22 protein-coding genes are annotated in these 17,880 nt (G+C 71.2%); 13 read left to right on the forward strand and 9 right to left on the reverse strand.

Going from position 1 to position 17,880, the window contains the following annotated elements:
- The first annotated feature begins 52 nt into the window (after positions 1-52).
- Genes IR212_RS08635 through IR212_RS08640 form a run of 3 tightly spaced genes read left to right on the forward strand, consistent with a single transcriptional unit; the run spans position 53 to position 2,116 of the window.
- Complete coding sequence (locus IR212_RS08635) at positions 53-649, forward strand: SACE_7040 family transcriptional regulator (RefSeq protein WP_194398603.1); 597 nt, start codon at positions 53-55, stop codon at positions 647-649.
- A gap of 28 nt (positions 650-677) precedes the next feature.
- Entirely contained in the window at positions 678-932 is a 255-nt protein-coding gene (locus tag IR212_RS17065; protein ID WP_228479233.1) for a twin-arginine translocation signal domain-containing protein, read from the forward strand.
- A gap of 50 nt (positions 933-982) precedes the next feature.
- Positions 983-2,116 (forward strand): alkaline phosphatase family protein, encoded by a 1,134-nt coding sequence (locus IR212_RS08640; RefSeq protein WP_228479234.1) that lies wholly within the window; start codon positions 983-985, stop codon positions 2,114-2,116.
- 64 nt (positions 2,117-2,180) lie between these two features.
- On the opposite strand, the gene IR212_RS08645 is transcribed toward IR212_RS08640, so the two are convergent.
- From IR212_RS08645 to pdhA, 3 genes are read right to left on the reverse strand one after another with little or no spacing between them, the layout of a single operon-like run.
- Complete coding sequence (locus tag IR212_RS08645; RefSeq protein WP_194395551.1) at positions 2,181-3,608, reverse strand: dihydrolipoamide acetyltransferase family protein; 1,428 nt, start codon at positions 3,606-3,608, stop codon at positions 2,181-2,183.
- Positions 3,608-4,618 (reverse strand): alpha-ketoacid dehydrogenase subunit beta, encoded by a 1,011-nt coding sequence (locus IR212_RS08650; RefSeq protein WP_194395552.1) that lies wholly within the window; start codon positions 4,616-4,618, stop codon positions 3,608-3,610. The genes IR212_RS08645 and IR212_RS08650 overlap by 1 nt, the downstream gene beginning before the upstream one ends.
- 1 nt (position 4,619) lies before the next feature.
- Positions 4,620-5,747 carry a pyruvate dehydrogenase (acetyl-transferring) E1 component subunit alpha gene (pdhA, locus tag IR212_RS08655; protein ID WP_194395553.1) on the reverse strand — a complete coding sequence of 376 codons (1,128 nt, stop codon included), beginning with the start codon at positions 5,745-5,747 and terminating at the stop codon, positions 4,620-4,622.
- Between the two features lie 165 nt (positions 5,748-5,912).
- Between pdhA and IR212_RS08660 the strand changes: the two genes are divergently transcribed.
- Entirely contained in the window at positions 5,913-6,383 is a 471-nt protein-coding gene (locus IR212_RS08660) for an Lrp/AsnC family transcriptional regulator (protein WP_194395554.1), read from the forward strand.
- A gap of 14 nt (positions 6,384-6,397) precedes the next feature.
- Here the strand turns inward: IR212_RS08660 and IR212_RS08665 are convergent, their stop codons facing one another.
- Positions 6,398-7,393: an EamA family transporter gene (locus tag IR212_RS08665; protein ID WP_194395555.1), complete on the reverse strand. Its 996-nt coding sequence runs from the start codon at positions 7,391-7,393 to the stop codon at positions 6,398-6,400.
- A gap of 75 nt (positions 7,394-7,468) precedes the next feature.
- Here IR212_RS08665 and IR212_RS08670 point away from each other — a divergent pair, with 75 nt between their 5' ends.
- Positions 7,469-8,023: a CGNR zinc finger domain-containing protein gene (locus IR212_RS08670; protein ID WP_194395556.1), complete on the forward strand. Its 555-nt coding sequence runs from the start codon at positions 7,469-7,471 to the stop codon at positions 8,021-8,023.
- Here the strand turns inward: IR212_RS08670 and IR212_RS08675 are convergent.
- Positions 7,983-8,882: an alpha/beta fold hydrolase gene (locus IR212_RS08675; protein ID WP_194395557.1), complete on the reverse strand. Its 900-nt coding sequence runs from the start codon at positions 8,880-8,882 to the stop codon at positions 7,983-7,985. The genes IR212_RS08670 and IR212_RS08675 overlap by 41 nt on opposite strands.
- An 88-nt stretch (positions 8,883-8,970) precedes the next feature.
- On the opposite strand from IR212_RS08675, the gene IR212_RS08680 reads away from it, so the two are divergent.
- Entirely contained in the window at positions 8,971-9,702 is a 732-nt protein-coding gene (locus IR212_RS08680) for an exonuclease domain-containing protein (RefSeq protein ID WP_228479235.1), read from the forward strand.
- A 72-nt stretch (positions 9,703-9,774) separates the two neighbouring features.
- Here the strand turns inward: IR212_RS08680 and IR212_RS08685 are convergent, their stop codons facing one another.
- From IR212_RS08685 to glgA, 3 genes are all read right to left on the reverse strand, one after another.
- The gene (locus IR212_RS08685; RefSeq protein WP_106813808.1) at positions 9,775-10,026 is read right to left on the reverse strand and encodes a type B 50S ribosomal protein L31; all 252 of its coding nucleotides are present in this window, start codon (positions 10,024-10,026) and stop codon (positions 9,775-9,777) included.
- Between the two features lie 139 nt (positions 10,027-10,165).
- Positions 10,166-10,951: an ABC transporter ATP-binding protein gene (locus IR212_RS08690; RefSeq protein ID WP_194395559.1), complete on the reverse strand. Its 786-nt coding sequence runs from the start codon at positions 10,949-10,951 to the stop codon at positions 10,166-10,168.
- Positions 10,952-10,960: 9 nt separating this feature from the next.
- The gene (glgA, locus tag IR212_RS08695) at positions 10,961-12,154 is read right to left on the reverse strand and encodes a glycogen synthase (protein WP_194395560.1); all 1,194 of its coding nucleotides are present in this window, start codon (positions 12,152-12,154) and stop codon (positions 10,961-10,963) included.
- A 78-nt stretch (positions 12,155-12,232) separates the two neighbouring features.
- Here glgA and IR212_RS08700 point away from each other — a divergent pair, with 78 nt between their 5' ends.
- From IR212_RS08700 to IR212_RS08710, 3 genes are read left to right on the forward strand one after another with little or no spacing between them, the layout of a single operon-like run.
- Positions 12,233-13,477, forward strand: coding sequence for a glucose-1-phosphate adenylyltransferase (locus IR212_RS08700; RefSeq protein WP_194395561.1), 1,245 nt, complete (start codon positions 12,233-12,235; stop codon positions 13,475-13,477).
- Between the two features lie 43 nt (positions 13,478-13,520).
- Entirely contained in the window at positions 13,521-14,162 is a 642-nt protein-coding gene (serB, locus tag IR212_RS08705) for a phosphoserine phosphatase SerB (RefSeq protein WP_194395562.1), read from the forward strand.
- Positions 14,163-14,200: 38 nt separating this feature from the next.
- On the forward strand, positions 14,201-14,908 hold the full coding sequence (locus tag IR212_RS08710; RefSeq protein WP_194395563.1) for an alpha/beta fold hydrolase: 708 nt from the start codon (positions 14,201-14,203) through the stop codon (positions 14,906-14,908).
- Positions 14,909-14,962: 54 nt separating this feature from the next.
- On the opposite strand, the gene fabG is transcribed toward IR212_RS08710, so the two are convergent.
- A complete protein-coding gene (gene fabG, locus IR212_RS08715; protein ID WP_194395564.1) occupies positions 14,963-15,673 on the reverse strand; it encodes a 3-oxoacyl-ACP reductase FabG in 711 nt (236 codons plus the stop codon).
- Between the two features lie 130 nt (positions 15,674-15,803).
- Between fabG and IR212_RS08720 the strand changes: the two genes are divergently transcribed.
- From IR212_RS08720 to IR212_RS08735, 4 genes are all read left to right on the forward strand, one after another.
- On the forward strand, positions 15,804-16,313 hold the full coding sequence (locus tag IR212_RS08720; RefSeq protein WP_194395565.1) for a DUF4190 domain-containing protein: 510 nt from the start codon (positions 15,804-15,806) through the stop codon (positions 16,311-16,313).
- A 66-nt stretch (positions 16,314-16,379) separates the two neighbouring features.
- Positions 16,380-16,748, forward strand: coding sequence for a DUF3099 domain-containing protein (locus IR212_RS08725; protein WP_194395566.1), 369 nt, complete (start codon positions 16,380-16,382; stop codon positions 16,746-16,748).
- Positions 16,745-16,969, forward strand: coding sequence for a hypothetical protein (locus IR212_RS08730; protein ID WP_194395567.1), 225 nt, complete (start codon positions 16,745-16,747; stop codon positions 16,967-16,969). The genes IR212_RS08725 and IR212_RS08730 overlap by 4 nt, the downstream gene beginning before the upstream one ends.
- On the forward strand, positions 16,966-17,853 hold the full coding sequence (locus tag IR212_RS08735) for an SURF1 family cytochrome oxidase biogenesis protein (RefSeq protein ID WP_194395568.1): 888 nt from the start codon (positions 16,966-16,968) through the stop codon (positions 17,851-17,853). The genes IR212_RS08730 and IR212_RS08735 overlap by 4 nt, the downstream gene beginning before the upstream one ends.
- Positions 17,854-17,880 lie beyond the last annotated feature (27 nt).

Raw genomic sequence — 17,880 nt, forward strand, 5'->3', positions numbered from 1 at the left:
TAACTGAGCTTCAGGTTAGCGATCCTTAACTGAATTGACAAGCGGAGTGACGATGACGAGCGGTGGCACCGACCGCGGGCGCGCCAAGGCGGACCGGCACGCGACGATCCTCCATGAGGCGGCGGCGCTGTTCGCCGAGCGCGGATTCAGCGGCGTCAGCCTGGAGGACATCGGCGGCGCGGTCGGTGTGAGCGGCCCGGCGCTCTACCGGCACTTCGCCAACAAGCAGGCGCTGCTGGGCGCCATCCTGGTCGAGGTGAGTGAGCGACTGCTCGCGGGCGGACGCGCCGTCCTGGCCGCACACGACGACCCGCTCGCCCAGCTGGCGGCGATCATCGACTTCCACGTCGAGTTCGCCCTCCGCGACGCGGACGTGATCCGCGTCCAGGACCGCGACCTCGCCAGCCTCAGCGAGTCCGACCGCCACACCGTGCGACGGCTGCAGCGCGAGTACGTCGAACTGTGGATCGGCATCCTCTCCGCCGTGCATCCCGACCGCGATGAAGACGACCTGCGGGTGCGGGCGCACGCCTGCTTCGGGCTCATCAACTCGACGCCCCACACCGTTCGGGCAGCGCGGTCGCGGGCCGGCTCGCGCGACGTGCGCGGCATCCTCCGCTCGATGGCCGAGGCTTCGCTCACCGCCTGATCCGCCGAGGCCCTATTCTGGACCCACCATGGCGGGGCATGGGCACGACGACGACGGCGAGGCGGGTCGCGTCGGCGCCTCCGAGACGCACGCGGGCCGGCATGCACCGGAGCCGCTCGCAGCGGCCGACCAGAGCTCCCGGCGCGACTTCCTCAAGCTCGGCGGGATCGCGGCGGCCGGGCTCGTGGTCGGCGGCGGGGTCGGGGCGGGCGCGGGAGCGGCCGTCGGACACGCGCTCGGATACCGGGAGGGCTCCGCCGATCTCGGCGTTGGAACAATCTGACGAGACTGCGCGGCGGCAGACCGCCCACCCTTGACGAGGCGTCTCACATCATGGGCGGCTTCTCGCCCGAGCAGCTGCCGGTGCTCTCGACCCTCGCCAAAGGCTTCGCCGTCTTCGACGCGTGGTTCGCCGCAGTGCCCTCGCAGACGTACTGCAACCGGTCGTTCTTCCACGCCTCCACATCGCACGGCTTCGTCACCAACAAGCACGGCGGCGGCTACGACAAGTGGCTCGACGCCGCCCCGGCGCCCACGATCTTCAACCGGCTCGAGGAGGCGGGCATCTCGTGGAAGGTCTATTTCGACGAGATGCAGCTCGTCTCGCTCACCGGCATCCTCCACGCGCCGGTGCTCGAGCAGTACTGGCGCACGGGACGATTCGGGCACATGTCGGAGTTCTACGACGACGCCGCCGCCGGCCGCCTCGCGGCGTACTCGTTCATCGAGCCGCGGCTGGTGTACAACCACAACGACTTCCACCCGCCCTTCGGCGCGCTGCGGCAGAGCGACGTCGACGGCGAAGACGTCGTAGACTCCGCCGTATCCGATGTGCGCAACGGCGAGAAGCTCGTCGCCGACGTCTACAACGCCGTGAAGTCCGCGGCGACGCCGGACGGGTCGAACGCGATGAACACACTGCTGCTCATCACGTTCGACGAGCACGGCGGAACCTACGACCACGTCCCCCCTCCCCCGGCGACGCCGCCGCTCGCCGACGACGCGCCGGGCGAGATGGGGTTCGCGTTCGACCGGCTCGGCGTGCGGGTCCCCGCGATCGCGGTCTCGGCGTACACGCGCGCGGGGACCATCGTGCACGACGAAATGCATCACGCCGCCGTCATGGCCACGCTCGCGAGGCTGCACGGCCTGCGTCCGCTCACCCGACGCGACGCCGATGCGAACGACCTCTTCTCGGTCGTCAACCTCGAGACGCCGCGCGACCCGGCGACGTGGCCGGTGGTGCATCCGATGTACGTTCCGCCGAACCCGCACGAGGACGAGGCATCCGATCTGAAGGACGGGCCCCACAAGCACAAGCCGCTCAGCCCGCCGGGCCGGGGCCTGCTGGGCCTGCTGCTCGCGAAGTACGGTCCGCCCGGCGCGCCCGAGCCGCAGACGTACGCCGAGGCGTTCGACATCCTGCAGACGCACGGCCTGGGGCTGTTCTACCCGAAGACGTCGTGAACGGATGCCGCCGCCGGGCGACCGCGCCGCGAATCGCGCGCGACCGCCACGGCGGCGGCGTCGGTCACCGCAGCAGCATCGCCCTTCCCGGCTCGCGGAGGATGTCGGCGACCTCCACCAGGAACCGCGATCCCTGCTCGCCGTCGACGAGCCGGTGGTCGAAGGACAGCGCCAGCGTCATGACGTCACGCAGCGCGATCTCGCCCCGGTGCTCCCACGGCTGGCGCCGCACCGCGCCGAGAGCCAGGATGCCCGCCTCGCCCGGGTTGATGATCGGGGTGCCGGCGTCCACCCCGAACACGCCGACGTTCGTGATGGAGAACGTGCCGCCCATCATGTCTGCGGGCGCCGTCTTGCCGGCACGGGCCGTCTCGGCCAGCGCGCGGATCGCGTCGGCGAGTTCCGCGAGGTTCAGCTCCTGAGCATCCCGGATGTTCGGCACCACGAGCCCACGGCCGGTGGCGGCGGCGATACCGAGATTGACGTAGTGGTGCTCGACGATCTCTCCGGCTTCCTCATCCCACCGCGAGTTCAGGCCGGGGTGACGGGCGAGCGCGAGGCACACGGCCTTCGCCGCGACCGCCATGATGCCGATCCGGTGCTCCTGCAGGGCGCGGTCGCCCTTGAACGACGCGATGAGCTCGCTGGTCGCCGTGACGTCGACGGTCAGGAACGTGGTGACGTGCGGCGCGGTGAACGCGCTGCGGACCATCGCGTCGGCGGTCAGCCGGCGCACTCCGCGGATGGGGGTGCGCGTCGTGCGCCCGCCGCCGGCTGCGGGACGCGGCGGTTCGAACGTCTCGACCGGCTCCGCCACGGCGGGCTCGGCGGCGACGACCCCCACCCGCGACGCATAGGCGTCGACGTCGGCGCGCGTGATGACGCCCGAGGCGCCGGTCGCCTCGACGAGGGCGAGGTCCACGCCGAGCTGCTTGGCGTACCTGCGCACGGGAGGCGTCGACCGCGGCCGCTCCACGGGGCGCTCGACGACATCGCCGAGCTGGATCGCATCGTGCGGCGCCGCCTCGAGCACGGCGGTGTCCGACGCGGCGGCGGCGGAGGCGGCCACGCGGGCCCGCCGCTGCGGACGCGCGGACGCACGCGGCGCCGCGCCGTACCCCACGAGGTTCGGCTGGGCCTTCTCGTTCGCGCCGCTCTGCTCGGCCTGCTGCCCTGCCTCGCTTGCGGGCGCAGCGGGCTCAGCCGGTGCTGCGGAGGTCGCCTGCACCGGCGCCGGCGGCGCGGCATCCGTCGCTGCGGTGTCGAAGGAGATGAGCACCGAGCCCACGGCGACGACATCGCCCGGCTCGGCGTGAAGCGCGGTGACGGTGCCGGCGTGCGGGGACGGCAGCTCGACGACGGCCTTGGCCGTCTCGACCTCGGCGATCGTCTGGTTCAGCGCCACGGTGTCGCCCACCGCGACCATCCACTGCACGAGCTCGGCCTCGGGGAGACCCTCGCCCAGGTCGGGGAGTCGGAAGTCCTGCGGCATCAGTCCAGCACCCCCGAGAGGCTGTTGGGGCGATCCATCACGCGGTCGACGGCGTCGAGGATGCGGTCCAGGTCGGGCAGGTGGTGCTTCTCGAGCTTGGCGGGCGGGTACGGGATGTCGTGCCCGGTGACGCGCTGCGGCGCCGCCTCGAGGTAGTTGAAGCAGCGCTCGGTCACGCTCGCGATGAGCTCGGCGCCCACGCCCGCCTCGCGCGCGGCCTCGTGCGTGACGACGACCCGACCGGTCTTGCGGACGGATGCCGTCACCGTGCGGTAGTCCACCGGCGAGATCGACCGCAGGTCGATGACCTCGATGGAGACGCCGTCGTCCTCGGCCGCGGTCGCCGCATCGAGCGCGGTCGCCACCTGCGAGCCGTACGTGAGCAGCGTCACGTCCTCACCCTCCCGGGCGATGCGCGCGAGGCCCATGGGCGGTGCGTCGGCGAGCTGCACGTCGAGGTCGACCTCGCCCTTGGTGTGGTAGAGGCGCTTGGGCTCGAAGTAGACCACCGGGTCGTTCGACGCGATCGCCTGCCGCAGCATGACGTATGCGTCCTGCGGATTGGAGACCGCGATCACGCGCAGGCCGGACGTGTGGACGAAGTACGCCTCGGGCGACTCGGAGTGGTGCTCGGCAGCGCCGACTCCCCCCGCCCACGGGATGCGGATGGTGATGGGCATCGTCACGTTGCCCCGCGTGCGGTAGTGGAGCTTGGCCACCTGGCACACGATCTGGTCGAACGCGGGGTACACGAACCCGTCGAACTGGATCTCGACGACGGGGCGATAGCCGCGGAACGCCAGGCCCACGGCGGTTCCCATGATGCCCGCCTCGGCCAGCGGCGTGTCGACCACGCGCTGCGCCCCGAACTCGGACTGCAGGCCGTCGGTGATGCGGAACACCCCGCCCAGCTTGCCGATGTCCTCGCCCATGACGAGGACCTTCGGGTCGTCGGCCATCGCGCGGCGGAGGCCTTCGTTGATGGCCTTGGCCATCGTCAGCTGCACCATGTCACGCCTCCTCGGCCGGGGCGAACCCGTTCAGGTACGCACCGAACCACTCGCGCTGCTCGTCGATGCCGGAGTGCGGCTCGGCGTAGACGTCGTCGAGGATCGTCAGCGGCGGGCGGGTCGTGGCGGACATCGCGGCGTGGCGCACCGCGGCGGCCAGCGCATCGGCGTCGGCGTCCACGCTCGCGACGAACGCCTCGTCGAACTCGTTCTGGGAACGAAGCAGCGCCTCGACGCGCGCGATCGGGTCGCGCCGCCGCCAGCTCTCGACCTCCTCCTTGTCGCGGTAGCGGGTCGGGTCGTCGGAGGTGGTGTGCGGTCCCATGCGGTACGTGACGGCTTCGATGAACGCGGGGCCGTTCCCACGGCGCGCGTTGTCGATCGCCCAGCGCATGGCCGCGAGGCAGGCGAGCACGTCGTTGCCGTCGACGCGCATGCTCGGGATGCCGAAGCCCGGGGCGCGGCCGGCGATCGGGAACTTCGCCTGCACGGTGACGGGCTCGGAGATCGCCCACTGGTTGTTGGTGCACACGAAGACGACCGGAGCGCCGTAGGACGAGGCGAACACCATCGCCTCGTTGACGTCGCCCTGACTGGAGGCGCCGTCGCCGAAGTACGCCACCGCGACCTGGTCGGTGCCGTCACGCTGGATGCCCATCGCGTACCCGACGGCGTGCAGCGACTGGGCGCCGATGATGATCTGCTGCGTCGCCGTGTTGAGGTCGTAGGGGTTGTAGGTCGAGTGCTCCTCGCCGCGCCAGGCGAGGACGAAGTCGGAGGGCTTCCCACCGCGCGCGTAGACCACTCCGGTCTCGCGGTAGCTCGGGAACGCGAAGTCGTCGGCGCGCAGGGCGCGGGCCGTTCCGATCTGCGTGGCCTCCTGCCCCTGGCACGGCGGCCAGAGGGCGAGCTGACCCTGCCGCTGCAGGGCGACGCCCTCGGTGTCGATACGGCGCAGCAGCACCATGTCTCGGTACAGGCCGCGCAGCGTCGCCGCGTCGACGTCGGCCACCCACCGGTCCAGCTCGGGGTCGGCGATGCGCTCGCCGTCGGGGGTCAGCAGTCGCGCGACATCATCGATGTCGGTGGCGAGGTCGGCTGTGGGGGTCAGGGTGTGCGTCATCGTCATCACTCCTTCATGCCGGCCCCCTCGTGAGGGGCCGCGTGGCGTGCGCCGGCGGCGTCGCCGGCTGATTCGAGGCTACGTCGGCGAGGCACCTCGCTCAAGCATCTGGGATCAGCTTGAGCATGTTGACAACCAACGCCGCGGAATGGCGTGCTAACGTTTCGCACTATGGGCGCCCTTGATCACGTCGACCTGGAGCTTCTGGCAGCACTCTCCGCGGACCCGCGCGCGACCGTCGTCGCCCTCGCCGAGAGACTCGGCCTCTCGCGCAACACCGTCCAGGCGCGCATGGCGCGCCTCGAGCGCGCGGGAGTCTTCCTCTCGTATGAGCGCGCCATCTCCTCGGCCTCGCTCGGGTTTCCCATCGAGGCCTTCATCAGCGTCATCGTGCGCCAGGCTGAGCTGCCGCGCATCGCGGTGGAGCTCGCGCGCGTCCCGGAAGTCGTGCAGGCACACGGCCTCTCAGGCCAGGTGGATCTGCTGGTGCGCGTCGCATGCCGCGACACGCAGCACCTCTTCGACACCGACGCCCGCATCCTCGCGATCGAGGGGGTCGAGCGCACCGAGACCTCGCTGGTGATGGGCGAGGTCATCCCCCATCGGGTGACGCCCCTCATGGAGCTCGCCCGTCGCGACTGAGGCCGGCGGGCCTCTCAGGAGATCACGGCGGCCTCGCTCTTCGGGCTTCCCGTCGACGCGGCATCGGCTCGCACCAGGATCACACCCACCAGGATGAGCGCTCCCCCGACGAACTGGATGGGCGCGGGCACCTCGGCCAGGAAGAGCCAGGCGAACCCGAGCGCGAAAAGCACCTCCGAGAGCCCCACGAACGACGCGACCCGCGACCCGATGCGGGGGACAGCCATCACGCCGAACGCGTAACCGAGCGTTGTGGCGACGGCGGCGACCCAGAGGAGCGGCATCCACCACGGCACCGCCACGCCGCCCAGCTGCACGTCCACCGCGGGGGCATGGAACGGCATGATGCCGGTGAGACAGAGTACGCCCATCACCAGGGCACCGGTCAGCAGACCGCTTGCCGCGAGGGCGAGGGGCGGGAGGTCGTCCCCCGCCCGCTCCGAGATCACGAAGTATGCACACACGCAGACCGCCGCGGCCAGCGCGAACAGGGTTCCGATGAGGTCGAAGGATGCCCCGGAGACGTCCACCACGAGCACAAGACCTGCGATCGCGACCACGGAGCCCCACAGCACCAGGGCGGAGGGCCGCTTGCGGGTGCGCAGCCACACCGCGGCCACGAGCATGACGGGTGCGAGGTACTGGATGAGCAGTGCCACGGCGACCGGCATCCGCTGCATGGCGGAGAAGAAGAAGAGCTGGCAGCCGAGCACGGGCATCAACCCGAATCCCAGGATGAGTCGCCAGTGGCGCCGGAGGAACCCCGGCTGCCGCGTCATCGCGAGCAGCAGCGCCGGCGAGAGGATGAGGCCCGCGACCCCCATCCGCACGAGAAGCGCCGCGCCGAGCGACCAGCCGGCTTCGAGCAGCGGCTTGACGAACGGGCCGCTCGAGGAGAACGCCAGCGCCGACGCGATGCCGAGAAGGAGACCGGTGGTGCGCAGGCGTGCGCTCGAGACGACGGCCGCGCTGGACGTGATGACGGGAAGGGGCGCGGTCGAGGCGGTCATGGGCGGCATCCGGCTGTCAGGAGCGAAACGTGCTTACACTGGTGACGATACGCGCACTCGATGTCAGGAGTCAACATGGTTTTCATCCATGACACGCGACAGAGCCTGCGTGCCGCGGCGCACCTCGTGAACACGATGCCCGGGCGTGACGGCGAGGACACCCTCTCGACCGCCGCGGACTTCGAGGAATACCTGCGGGTGAACCCGTATACCGGCGCGATACGCCGCGACGAGACCGAGCTCGCGGCGCTCCGCGCCATCCGCCCGCGCCTTCGGCGACTGTGGGAGGTGGATCGCGACGCGGCGGTGCCGCTCGTGAACGAGATGCTCCGTGACGGGCACGCCCTCCCCCGCCTCGTGATCCACGACGGCTTCGACTGGCACATCCACGCCACCAGCGACGATGCGCCGCTGGCCACCCGTGTGCTCGTCGAGGCGGCGATGGCGTTCGTGGACGTCATCCGCGCGGACGAGTACGACCGCGTGCGCATCTGCTCGGCGGATGACTGCGACGACGTGTACGTCGACTACTCCAAGAACGGCTCCAAGCGCTATTGCGACACCGGCAACTGCGGCAACCGCATGAACGTCAACGCGTACCGTCGTCGGAAGGCGCGAGAAAGCGCGTGATCGCGCCGGCTGCGGCCGCCGGCGTCTCGTAGTGGATGAGATGTCCCACGTCGGGGATCTCGACCAGCTCCGCGGCGGGGAACATCCTAGCCAGGCGCCGCTCCGCCTCGATGGGAGTGATGTCGTCGCGTTGCGCCGCGACGAGCAGCGTCGGCTGCGCGATGCGCGGGGCGTACTCCCGCACATCGTGCGAGACCGACGCGACGAACGCGTCGTGGAGCACGTCGCGGTCCGCGAAGCGCGAGAAGTAGGTGTCGTGCTGGTCGTGGACGAAGCGCCGGATGCCGGGGTCCTTGGTCTTGGCCATGGACTCGCTCATGACCCGCACGATGAGGCCGTTGCGCAGCAGCGCTTCGCCGAGGCGACGGGGAAGCCGTGCTCCCGCCCAGTAGTAGAACACGGCGAGCCGGGTCAGCAGGCCGCGCGGGCCCTCGAGCGCAGGGGCCCCGATCGGGTTGACGAGGATGACGCGCGGCGCCTCCATGCCGCCGGCCACGGCTGCCGCCACCACGATCGAGCCGAAGGAGTGGCCGAGGATGACCGCGCCGGGCGCGGCCGCGCGCGAGAACTCCGCCAGCCACTGCGCGTAGAGGTTCAGGTCGTGCGCGCGCCCCGGCACCGGCGGCGTCTCACCGAAACCGGGCAGGTCCGGCGAGATGATCCGCGCGCCCGGGAGGTGCGCCACGACAGGTTCCAGCCCGTGGTGCTCGCCGCGGAACCCGTGCACCGCGATGATCGTCGTGTCCGCATCCGCCGGCCCGTACACCCAGTACGCGGTCACCCCGCCCAGCACGGTCGCCTCGCGCCTGTCGACGGGGATCTCGTCGAGGAGGCGCGCGTAGGGGTTGAGGGCGGTCACCCGTCGAGTCTACGAGGGCGAGCGGCGCGACGTCGGACCGCGAAGCGCCGGAACCGCGATGTCGGAGCCGACGCATACCGTGAGCGGCATGAGTCACCGCCCGTCCGATCGGCCGCCACTGCGGGAGGTGCCGGACTGGATGCGCGTCGTGGGCGTCTTCGACCTCGAGACGACGGGGGTCGATGTCGCGGTCGATCGGATCGTCACCGCGCACGTCGGGCTGCTGGACGCCGACGGCGGCGTCGTCCGTGCCCGCGACTGGCTCGCCGATCCCGGCGTCGCGATCCCCGAAGCGGCGAGCGGCATCCACGGCATCACCACATCGCACGCTCGCACCCACGGGCGTCCCGCGCGCGAGGTCGTGGCGGAGGTGGTCACGGCCGTGCGCGCCGTGCTCGACGCCGGCATCCCCGTCGTCGCCTACAACGCGCCCTTCGACTTCTCGATGCTGAAGTACGAGTCGCTGCGCCACGGGGTGCCGCCCATCGAGGATCCGTCTCCCGTGATCGATCCCCTCGTCGTCGACAAGGCCTGCGATCGCTGGCGCCGCGGCAAGCGCACCCTCGCAGTCGTGGCCGCGCACTACGCGGTGCGGCTCGACGCGGCCCACGAGGCGTCTGCGGACGCCGTCGCGGCGGGCCGGGTCGCGCAAGCGCTCGCCGGCCGCTACGCGCCGTGGCTCCCGGCGACCGCCCACGAGCTGCACACGAGTCAGATCGCGTGGGCGCGGGCGCAGGCCGAGAGCCTCACCGACTACTTCATCCGCATCGGGCGCCTCGAGCCCGATGACCGTCTCGACGGCCGCTGGCCGATCCGCTGACCCCGCACACGCAGAAGACCCCGCACCAGGCGGGGTCTTCCGAGGCGGCGGGCCGGCTGGCCCGTGCGCGGCTTACTTGGAGCCGAAGTTCTTGAAGCGCTGGTTGAACTTCTCGACGCGACCGGCCGAGTCCATGATGCGCTGCTTGCCCGTGTAGAACGGGTGCGACGCCGACGAGATCTCGACGTCGATGACGGGGTACTCGACACCGTCCAGCTCGATCGTCTTGTCGCTGGTCACCGTCGAGCGGGTGAGGAAGGTCTCGCCCGAGCCGAGGTCACGGAACACGACGGCCTGGTAGTCCGGGTGGATGTCAGTCTTCATGATGGTCCTTTGAGGATGGTGCCCTGGATTTTGCCAGGGCGGTCAAAGTCTGCGGTGCGAACGCACCAAAGAGAGAGTCTATCAGCCCCGGGCCGAGACGCCGAACCCGTCCGCGGCGGGGCTCACCGGACGGGGAGCCTCAGTGGGCGGCACGCGCCGCGTAGCGACCGCCGTCCTCGCTCAGGCGGATGGGCACTCCGAACGTCTCGGTGAGCGCGTCCGCGGTGAGCGTCTCGGCGACAGGGCCTGCAGCCACCGCCCTGCCGTCGCGCAGCAGCAGCACGTGGGTGAATCCGACCGGGATCTCCTCGACGTGGTGCGTGACCATGATCATCGCCGGGGTGGTGGGCGCCTGCGCGTATCCTCCCAGCAGGATGAGAAGCTCCTCGCGGGCGCCGAGGTCGAGGCTCGCGGTCGGCTCGTCCAGGAGCAGCAGCTCGGGATCGGTCATGACGGCCCGCGCGATCTGCACGCGCTTCTGCTCGCCGTCGCTGAGCGTGCCGAACGTGCGGTCGGCGAGGTGGTCGAGCTTCCACTCGGCCAGCACGCGCAGCGCACGGCGCTCGTCGATGTCCTCGTAGTCTTCGCGCCAGCGCCCGAGCACCGAGTACGCGGCTGTCAGCACCACGTTCAGCACCGTCTCCTCCGGCGGGACCCGGCGGGCCATCGCCGAGGACGCGAAGCCGATGCGGGGGCGCAGCTCGAAGACGTCGGTTCGACCCAGTCGCTCCTCCAGGATGGTCACGGCGCCCGAGGTCGGGTGCAGCAGGGTGTCCGCCATCTGCAGCAGCGTCGTCTTGCCCGCGCCGTTGGGCCCGAGGATCACCCAGCGTTCGTCGTCGGAGACGGTCCAGTTCAGGTGATCGACGATGTTCCGGGCGTTTCGGCGGACGACGACGTCGGAGAACTCGAGCACCTCTGGCATGCCGACAGCCTATCGGCCGCGGCCGGCGACCTCCGCGTAGAGCGCCGCGGTCTGCTCGGCGATCCGCCCCCAGCTGAAGTCCTCGGTCGCCCTCCGCCGTCCCGCCGCGCCGTACTCGCGGGCGCGCTCGGGGTCGCTGACGACCTCGGTGAGCACGCGCGCGAGGTCCGACACGAAGCGCTCCGGATCGGTGGGGGTCCCCGTCCCGTCCTGCACCTGCTCGATGGGCACCAGGCGCCCGGTCACACCGTCGACGACGACCTCCGGGATGCCGCCGGTCGCGGTTCCGACGACCGCTGCGCCGCAGGCCATCGCCTCGAGGTTCACGATCCCGAGCGGCTCGTACACCGACGGGCAGACGAAGGTGGTCGCCGCGCTCAGGATGGTGCACAGCTCGTGGCGGGACAGCATGCGGTCCAGCCACACCACGCCGTCGCGGCTCTGCTGCAGACCGCGCACCAGATTCTCGACCTCGGCCATGATCTGCGGCGTGTCCGGCGCCCCGGCCGCGAGGATCACCTGCACGTCGGCGGGGAGGCGCTCCGCGGCGCGGAGGAAGTACGGCAGTCCCTTCTGCCGGGTGATCCGGCCCACGAAGACCACCGACGGCCGGGACGGATCGATCCCGAGCTCGGCCAGCAGAGCCGGATCCTCGACCGGATGCCACGCCTCGACGTCGATGCCGTTGTAGATGACGCGCACGCGGTCGGGGTCCAGCGCCGGGTAGCTGCGCAGGATGTCGGCGCGCATGCCGCCGCTCACGGCGATGACGGCGGCGGCGCCCTCGTACGCGGTCTTCTCGATCCAGCTCGACACCGCGTATCCCCCGCCCAGCTGCTCGGCCTTCCAGGGGCGCAGCGGCTCGAGGCTGTGCGCGGTGACGATGTGCGGGATGCCGTGGAGCAGCGAGGCGAGGTGGCCCGCGAAGTTGGCGTACCAGGTGTGACTGTGCACCACGTCGGCTCCGGCGACATCCGTCACGATCTCGAGGTCGGTCCCGAGCGTCTGCACGGCGGCGTTGGCGGCGGCGAGCTCGGCCGGGACGCCGTACGAGCTGGTGCCCTCCTCGGCGCGATCGGCACCGAAGGCGCGCACGCGCACGTCGATCATGTCACGCAGGGCCTTCACCAGCTCGGTGGCGTGGACACCGGCTCCTCCATAGATCTCCGGCGGATACTCCTTGGTCACGATGTCGACGCGCATGGCACGAAACCTATTACACCGGCGTGCCCGGGTGTAACGGGTACCCCGGAATCACCCGCCGGGCCTAGGGTGGGTGCCATGCCAGCAGCGCCCAAGGTCTTCGGAATCATCCTCGCCGGCGGCGAAGGGAAGCGGCTGATGCCGTTGACGGGCGATCGCGCGAAGCCGGCGGTCCCGTTCGGCGGCCAGTACCGGCTCATCGACTTCGCGATCTCGAACCTCATCAACTCGGGGCTGCGGCAGGTCGTCGTGCTCACGCAGTACAAGTCGCACAGCCTGGACCGTCACATCTCCCAGACCTGGCGCATGTCGGCGCTCCTGGACTCGTACGTCGCCTCGGTCCCCGCGCAGCAGCGCCTGGGCAAGCGCTGGTTCTCGGGCTCGGCCGACGCGATCCTGCAGAGTCTCAACCTCATCAACGACGAGCAGCCCGACATCGTCGTCGTGATCGGCGCCGATCACGTGTACCGGATGGACTTCCGCCAGATGCTCGCCGCCCACATCGAGTCCGGCGCGCGGGCGACGGTCGCCGGCATCCGGCAGCCGATCTCGCTGGCGAACCAGTTCGGCGTCATCGACGTCGACCCCGACGATCCGGCGCGCATCCGCGAGTTCCTCGAGAAGCCGCAGAACGCGGTCGGCCTGGCCGACGCGCCCCACGAGGTGCTCGCCTCGATGGGCAACTACATCTTCAACAGCGAGGCCCTGATCGAGGCGGTCGAGTACGACGGCGAGCTGCCGACCTCGAACCACGACATGGGGGGCGACATCGTCCCCTACTTCGTCGGGAGCGGCGAAGCCGGCGTCTACGACATGAAGCGCAACGACGTTCCCGGCTCGACGGACCGCGACCGGTACTACTGGCGCGACGTCGGCACGATCGATTCGTTCTACGACGCGCACCGGGACCTCATCTCGACGCTCCCGGTGTTCAACCTCTACAACACCGACTGGCCGATCCACTCGCAGGCGGTCAACTCCCCGCCTGCGAAGTTCGTCCGGGACTCGGTCGGCAGGATCGGCAACGCCATCGATTCGATCGTCTCGCTCGGATCCGTCCTGTCGGGCACGCACCTGGAGCGAAGCGTGGTGGGACCGTGGACCCTCGCCGGCGGCGGCTCCACGATCACCGACTCCGTCCTCTTCGACCACGTCCACGTCGGCGCCGGGGCCCGCGTGCACCGCGCCATCCTCGACAAGAACGTGTGGCTCGAGGACGGCGCGACGGTGGGCGTCGACCGCGAGAAGGACCTGTCCCGCGGCTTCACGGTGACCGACAGCGGCATCACGGTCGTCGGAAAGGGCGTGCGCGTCGAACGGTGACGGATGGTCGGGCGCGGCACCGGCGCCCCGCTAGCGTTGACGCATGCCCGCTGCGCCCGCCCGCTTCCTGGTCGTCCTCGACGCCGACTCGACGCTGATCCGCAACGAGGTCATCGAGCTGATCGCCGATGAGGCGGGACGCGGCGCCGAGGTGGCTGCGGCGACGGAGGCCGCGATGCGCGGCGAGGTCGACTTCGCCACGAGCCTGCGCTCCCGGGTGACCCAGCTCGAGGGGGTCCCCGTGTCGGCGTTCGCGCGGGTGCTCGCGCGCATCGAGCCGACGCCGGGCGTTCGCGAGCTGATCGGCGCCGCGCACGAGCGGGGCGGCACCGTCGGGGTGGTCTCGGGCGGTTTCCACGAGATCCTCGACACCGTGGCGCCCCGGCTGGGCGTCGACGTGTGGCGTGCGAACCGCCTGGCGACGCGCGACGGCGTGCTCAGCGGCGTCGTGGACGGCGCGATCGTGGACGCCGCGGGCAAGGCCGCAGCCCTGCGGGAATGGGCTGCCGAGCGCGGCGTCCCGCCGGAGCGCACCATAGCGATCGGCGACGGGGCGAACGACCTCGAGATGATGGCGGAGGCGGGGCTCGGGGTCGCGTTCAACGCCAAGCCGGCGGTGCGCGCGCGCGCCGACCTGGTCGTCGGTCCGGTGGACCTCGCCGAGGTCATCCCCCTGCTGCCGTGAGACAGGCGCATGTCGGCGGTCGGGCGTAGCGTCGGGGCATGCACATCATCCTGGTACCCGGACTCTGGCTCGACGCCGCCTCGTGGGGCGACGTCCTCCCGGCCCTCGAGTCGGCAGGGCACCGCACGCACCCGCTCACGATGCCCGGGGTCGGCGCCTCGGCGGCGGAATCGGCCGATATCGGCATCGCGGACTGGGTCGACGCGACGGTGTGCCAGATCGACCGGCTCGACGGCGACGTCGTGCTCGTCGGGCACTCCGGCGGCGGCAACGTCGTCTACGGGGCGGCCGACGCCCGGCCCGATCGTGTCGCGCACACGGTGTTCCTCGACACCTTCCCGCCTTCGGACGGCGGATCGATCTCGGAGTTCCCCGTCGTCGACGGCGTCGTGCCCTTCCCCGGGTGGGACTTCTTCGACGAGCCCGACGTCGCCGACCTCGATCCGCGGACGAGAGCGGATGCCGCAGCCCGCGCGCACCCGGTGCCCGCGCGGGTCCCCACCGATCCGATCCGGCTCTCGGACGAGCGGCGGCACGCGATCCCGGCGACGATCATCACCGGGACGGTCAGCGCGGCCGAGATCCGCGCCATCATCGAAGCGGCCCCGCCGTGGGCCGCGGAGCTCGCCGCCCTCGCGCAGCTCGAGATCATCCAGCTCGGCCTCGAGGGCGACCCCACCGGCCACTGGCCGCAGTTCTCGCGTCCCGGCGCCGTCGCCGAGGCGATCCTGCGGGCCATCGGCTGAGCTGCGGGCGCTGCGCTCAGCGGCGGCAGCTCTGCGCGGTCGTCGTGGGCGGGGTCAGTGGCCCATGCCGAGGCCGCCGTCGACGGGGATGACGGCACCGGAGATGTAGGCGGCGTCGTCCGACGCGATCCACGCCACCACCCCGGCAACCTCCTCCGCGGAAGCGAACCGGCCCGCTGGGATGCTCTTCTTGTACTCGGCCTGCGTCTCGTCGGAGAGCTCGGCCGTCATGTCGGTCTCGATGAAGCCGGGCGCCACCACGTTGGCGGTGATCCCCCGGGCTCCGAGTTCGCGAGTGAGCGACCGTGCGAATCCCACCAGGGCGCTCTTTGATGCGGCGTAGTTGATCTGCCCGGCCGAGCCGTAGAGGCCCACGACGCTCGAGATGAGCACGACGCGTCCCCACCGGGCACGGAGCATCCCCTTGGACGCCCGCTTCACCACGCGGAACGCACCGCCCAGATTGGTGGCCACGACGCTGTCGAAGTCCTCCTCGGTCATGCGCAGCAGCAGCATGTCCCGCGTGATACCGGCGTTCGCGACGACGATCTCCACGGGGCCGAGCGCCTTCTCGACCTCGGTGAACGCGGCGTCGACGGCTGCGGCATCCGTCACATCCGCTCGGACGGTGAGCGTGCCCTCCGGACCCTCGCCGGAGCGCGCCGTGACGGCGACCCGGTAGCCCGCCGCGACGAAGCGCTCGGCGATGGCGCGGCCGATGCCGCGGTTGCCTCCGGTGACGAGGACGACGCGATCGCTGGACATGCTGGACTCCCGGAGGTGAGGGGGCGGATCCGCACCAGCCTAGCGGCGGCCCGCGGTCGTTACCCATCGCGTTTGACACTCCCCGACCGCCGCTGGGACGCTGGGAGGAGACATCGAGAAAGGCCTCGCCGTGAGCGACAGCACTCCCCAGAACCCCGAGCCGGGCTCGTACCCGCCGGTCCCGCCCGCGCCGAGCGCCGGACAGCCGGCGGCCTACCCGCCGCCCGCCCCGGGCTCGGCTGCCCCGCCCGCCTACGGCTCCGCGCCCGCGTACGGCTCGGCGCCGGCGTACGGCTCCGCGCCGGCGGAGCCCGCCTACGGCTCCCCCGCGTACGGCGCGGCTCCGGCGTATGGCTACGGCGCGCCCGCGAAGACCAACACGCTGGCGATCGTCTCACTGATCTCGTCGATCGCCAGCTTCGTCATCCTCCCGGTCATCGGATCGATCGTCGGCGTGATCACCGGCCACATGTCGCTCAACCAGCTCAAGACCAGCGGCGAGCAGGGACGCGGGATGGCGCTGGCGGGCACGATCGTCGGCTGGGTCGGGCTGGGGCTCACCATCCTCGGCATCATCGCGGCGATCCTCTTCTTCTCGTTCTTCGTGGCGGTGTATCAGCAGTCCGGCGGGAACGTCTGACGGCGGCTCGATTCGACCCTCCGGGCGGGAGCCCACACGGTGCAACCGGCGTACCCTGGAAGTACCGTGAAGAGCTCAGGCCCCGCCCCGTCTGCGACATCCCTGCCGCGCGCACCGCGCGACGAGGTCGGCGCGCGCTCGGTGCGGTACCTGGTGATGATGGGCATCCGCGTCGCATGCTTCATCCTGATGGTCGTGATCACGCCGTACGGCTGGTACACCTGGGTGTTCGCCACCGGCGCGATCTTCCTGCCCTACATCGCAGTGGTCTCGGCCAACGTCGGGCAGGATAGCCGCGGCAACCGGCGGGAGGACCCCGAGCGGGCGCTCCCCGCGCCGCCCGTCGCCCCGGCCGCCGCGGCGGCAGCGCCGCTCGTGATCCGGATCGAGGAGGCTCGTCCGGCATCCGGCGAGTCGACGGACCGGAGCGCATGAGCGCTCACGACCCCGCCGCCGACGCGGTCTGCTCGCGGGCGGGATGCCGAGCCCCCGCGAGCTGGCGGATCGACTGGCGTAACCCGCGCATCCACGGGGCCGATCGGCGGAAGACCTGGGTCGCGTGCGACGAGCACGTGGGCTATCTGCGCGAGTTCCTCGCGGCGCGCGACTTCCCGCTCTCGGTGGACGCGCTCGTCGCGGGCGGAGCGTCGGCATGAGCAGGCGGTCCGTGAGCATGCAGGACCTCCCGCGCGCCGGGCGGTGGGCCATCTACGTCGCGCTGGCCGTCGTCTTCGCCATCGCGTGCGCGTTCCTGTCGAACTGGCAGTTCTCGCGCAACCAGGAGCGGTCGGCGCAGCTCGAGCTCGTCGAGCGCAACTACGACGCCGCGCCCGTGCCGCTGGAACAGGTCATCGCCGCGGGCGCCGAACTCGACGCGGCCGACGAGTGGCGCCCGGTCGTCCTCACCGGGACCTACCTCTCCGACGAGGGCGTGCTCGTGCGCAACCGCCCGCACGGCGGCACGTCGGCGTTCGAGGTGCTCGTTCCGTTCGAGGTGGTCAACGGCCGCGTGGTGCTGGTGAACCGTGGCTGGGTGCCGCCCGGGCAGGATCAGCCGGTGCCGGACGCCGTGCCCGCTCCGCCCGAAGGCGTGACGACAGTGATCGTCCGACTCCGCCCCGGCGAGCCGATCCCGGCGTCCGGCCGCGGCGCACCGGACGGGCAGGTGCCGACCATCAGCCTCGACCTCGTCGCCGAAACCCTCTCCCCCGCGACAGCTGATGCGTTGGAGCGCAGCGCGTACGGCGTGATGGTGTCGGAGGATCCGGTGCCGGCGGAGACCCCGAACGCGCTTCCCGCGCCGTCGGAGGATCCCGGCCCGCATCTGTCGTACGCGATCCAGTGGATCCTGTTCGCGATCATGGGCTTCATCTTCATCGGCTACGTCATCCGGACCGAGCGGCGCCATCGCCGGGAAGAGGCGGAGGACACCGCTGCCACCGGGGAGCCGGCGGATGCCGCGCGCCCGCCGGCAGCACGCCGCAAGCGGGACCGCGACGCGGAGGACGAGGACGCGCTGCTCGACGCCGCCAACCGGTGACGCCGGCCCCGCCGGTGGACGCCCCGG

Origin of the sequence: Microbacterium atlanticum, from assembly GCF_015277815.1 — a bacterium.
Taxonomy (GTDB): Bacteria; Actinomycetota; Actinomycetes; order Actinomycetales; family Microbacteriaceae; genus Microbacterium; species Microbacterium atlanticum.